Source organism: Propionivibrio pelophilus DSM 12018, from assembly GCF_059569095.1.
The window spans coordinates 1-1,837 of the sequence record NZ_JCANUT010000135.1 but is presented as its reverse complement, the minus strand read 5'-3'; the positions used below and the strand labels follow the sequence as shown (position 1 = coordinate 1,837).

The window sequence follows — 1,837 nt, the reverse complement described above, 5'->3', positions numbered from 1 at the left end:
TGAAGCTGGAGCAAAACCCCGAGCGCGTCATCCGTTACTTCCAAGACCGGCGCGTCAAGTATGCCGCTTAATACTTCATCGGGCCGGAGCAATAGCGACTTGTGAGTAACGGGAACGCAGCACAGTATTGTCTCTACAGTGAGGTGCCTACAGGCCTTCCGCTTTCCAACGCAGCGCTACAAGTTCCGCGCGAACCGCATCGCGCATCGCCTGTCTTGATGCCGGCCTGTCGAGGGAAAGCCGTTCTATTTCTTCCGATCGGGTATCCATCGTATCTACCGCATAGTCCAACCACGTCGCGTATCCATCGGGCGGTTCAGGCCGATTCGCCTCGTCAGCCACAACGTCTGCATGCTGGAGAAGAACTGCCAAAACATCCTGATCACTCCCGGTGACGGCAAACCAGCTGGCGCACATCTCGCCAGCATGCCTCCGCCACAACTCTGCGACATCTTGCGGAGAAACTTCATAACCAGCGTTCGTCGCGACAACGACCAGACGCTCGACGTCTTCCGGGCAATCTGTGACGGAATCAAAGTCCGGCGCGCGTGGCAACGAACGGGGAACAAGACGTTTATATTTATTCATGATTGAACCTTATGCCAGTAAAGGGTCGCGTGAATTTGCAAAAATCATATTCTGATCATACAAACCCTCATTCGACTTCGCCTTTCTTGCTGGAAATACGCCGATCACTTTCCTCTTTCAACCGTTCTGCTTCGTCCGGCGGAAATCCGAGGTCGAGGAAGATGTTTCCGCCGACCGGCGTAATGTGCGCGATGATGCCCGCGGACAGTTCGCCGCCGCAGGATTCGCAGGCGCCTGTAGGCTCCTTTGGGGCCACATCGACCAGCAACTGCTCAAGGGCATAGGGGCATTTTCCAGGCTTTGCAGGCGCACGGCCTTCTTCGAGCAGGAGCGAATGATTGAGCGCCATCCGGGCTTCGCACCAGATGGCCTCAAGACGGGCGGTTACCACTTCCCGAAGCGACGGGGACGCCTGCAGGGCGTCACGGGCTCGTACCAGGAACTCGCGCAGTCGCTGGACCACGCGGCCATCGGGTGCAAGGTGGTCGAACGTCCATCGATCGACGAGCAGCCGACGCACCAGCGCCTCGACGTCCTGGCGCTGTACGTCAGCTTGATGCTCGAAGAATTCGGCGAGCCGTTCGCGCTGTAGTTCGTTGAGCACTCCGCCGCGCAACAGAGCAACCTGACGGGTTATCCACGCGTAGGCATCGTCGTCGATTGCCGGCTCGGCAGACCGCAGGCGAAGGCGATACCGGGCGCGGGCCGCCAGGAAGCTCGTCGACCGTCGCGGTGGATTCTCGGTTAGGTCGGCCAACCGGAGCGATTCCCGCGCGGTCAGGACCAGCGTTGCCTCATCCTCCTCGGCCTCTCGGGAAAGCAGGCTCGACAGATCGAGGAGCGTGATTTCGGCGAGTTGGCCGTTGGCGTCGTAGCCCACGCTGACATTCCCGCCGTAGGCGACGTCTTTGGCGACTGGGGCGTCGGAGAAGCGGAGGCGGAGCACGTCCTCGGCGTTGCTATAGGAGATATCCATGCAGTGTTCCTTCAGGCGTTGTTTTCGTTCACCGTTGTCCGGCCGGGTCGGGCGTTGGCGACCTCGCCTCCCTTACGGCAATGAGGTGCTCGGCGCGAATGTCCACCTGTCCGATCGTGACCCATCGGAAATTCAGTGCCGCCTGCGCCTCCAATTCACAGACGCCGTGCTCAATCGTTGAGGGGGTCAAGCCGAGCCGTCGCGCCCCGCGCAGCCGGGCGCATCTAGAATCAGGAGACGTGGTTTCCGGGGCGGCACATCCACCCGGATGAC

3 protein-coding genes are annotated in these 1,837 nt (G+C 60.3%); all 3 read right to left on the bottom strand.

Translation table 11 applies throughout. The features are described 5' to 3' along the window. Positions 1-147: 147 nt before the first annotated feature. A complete protein-coding gene (locus BO74_RS21045) occupies positions 148-588 on the bottom strand; it encodes a hypothetical protein (RefSeq protein WP_496445355.1) in 441 nt (146 codons plus the stop codon). 67 nt (positions 589-655) lie between these two features. Next, on the bottom strand, positions 656-1,564 hold the full coding sequence (locus BO74_RS21040) for a DUF29 family protein (protein ID WP_496445353.1): 909 nt from the start codon (positions 1,562-1,564) through the stop codon (positions 656-658). A gap of 28 nt (positions 1,565-1,592) precedes the next feature. Beyond that, positions 1,593-1,837 (bottom strand): hypothetical protein (locus BO74_RS21035; RefSeq protein WP_496445351.1); only part of this gene is annotated, 245 nt, incomplete at its 5' end.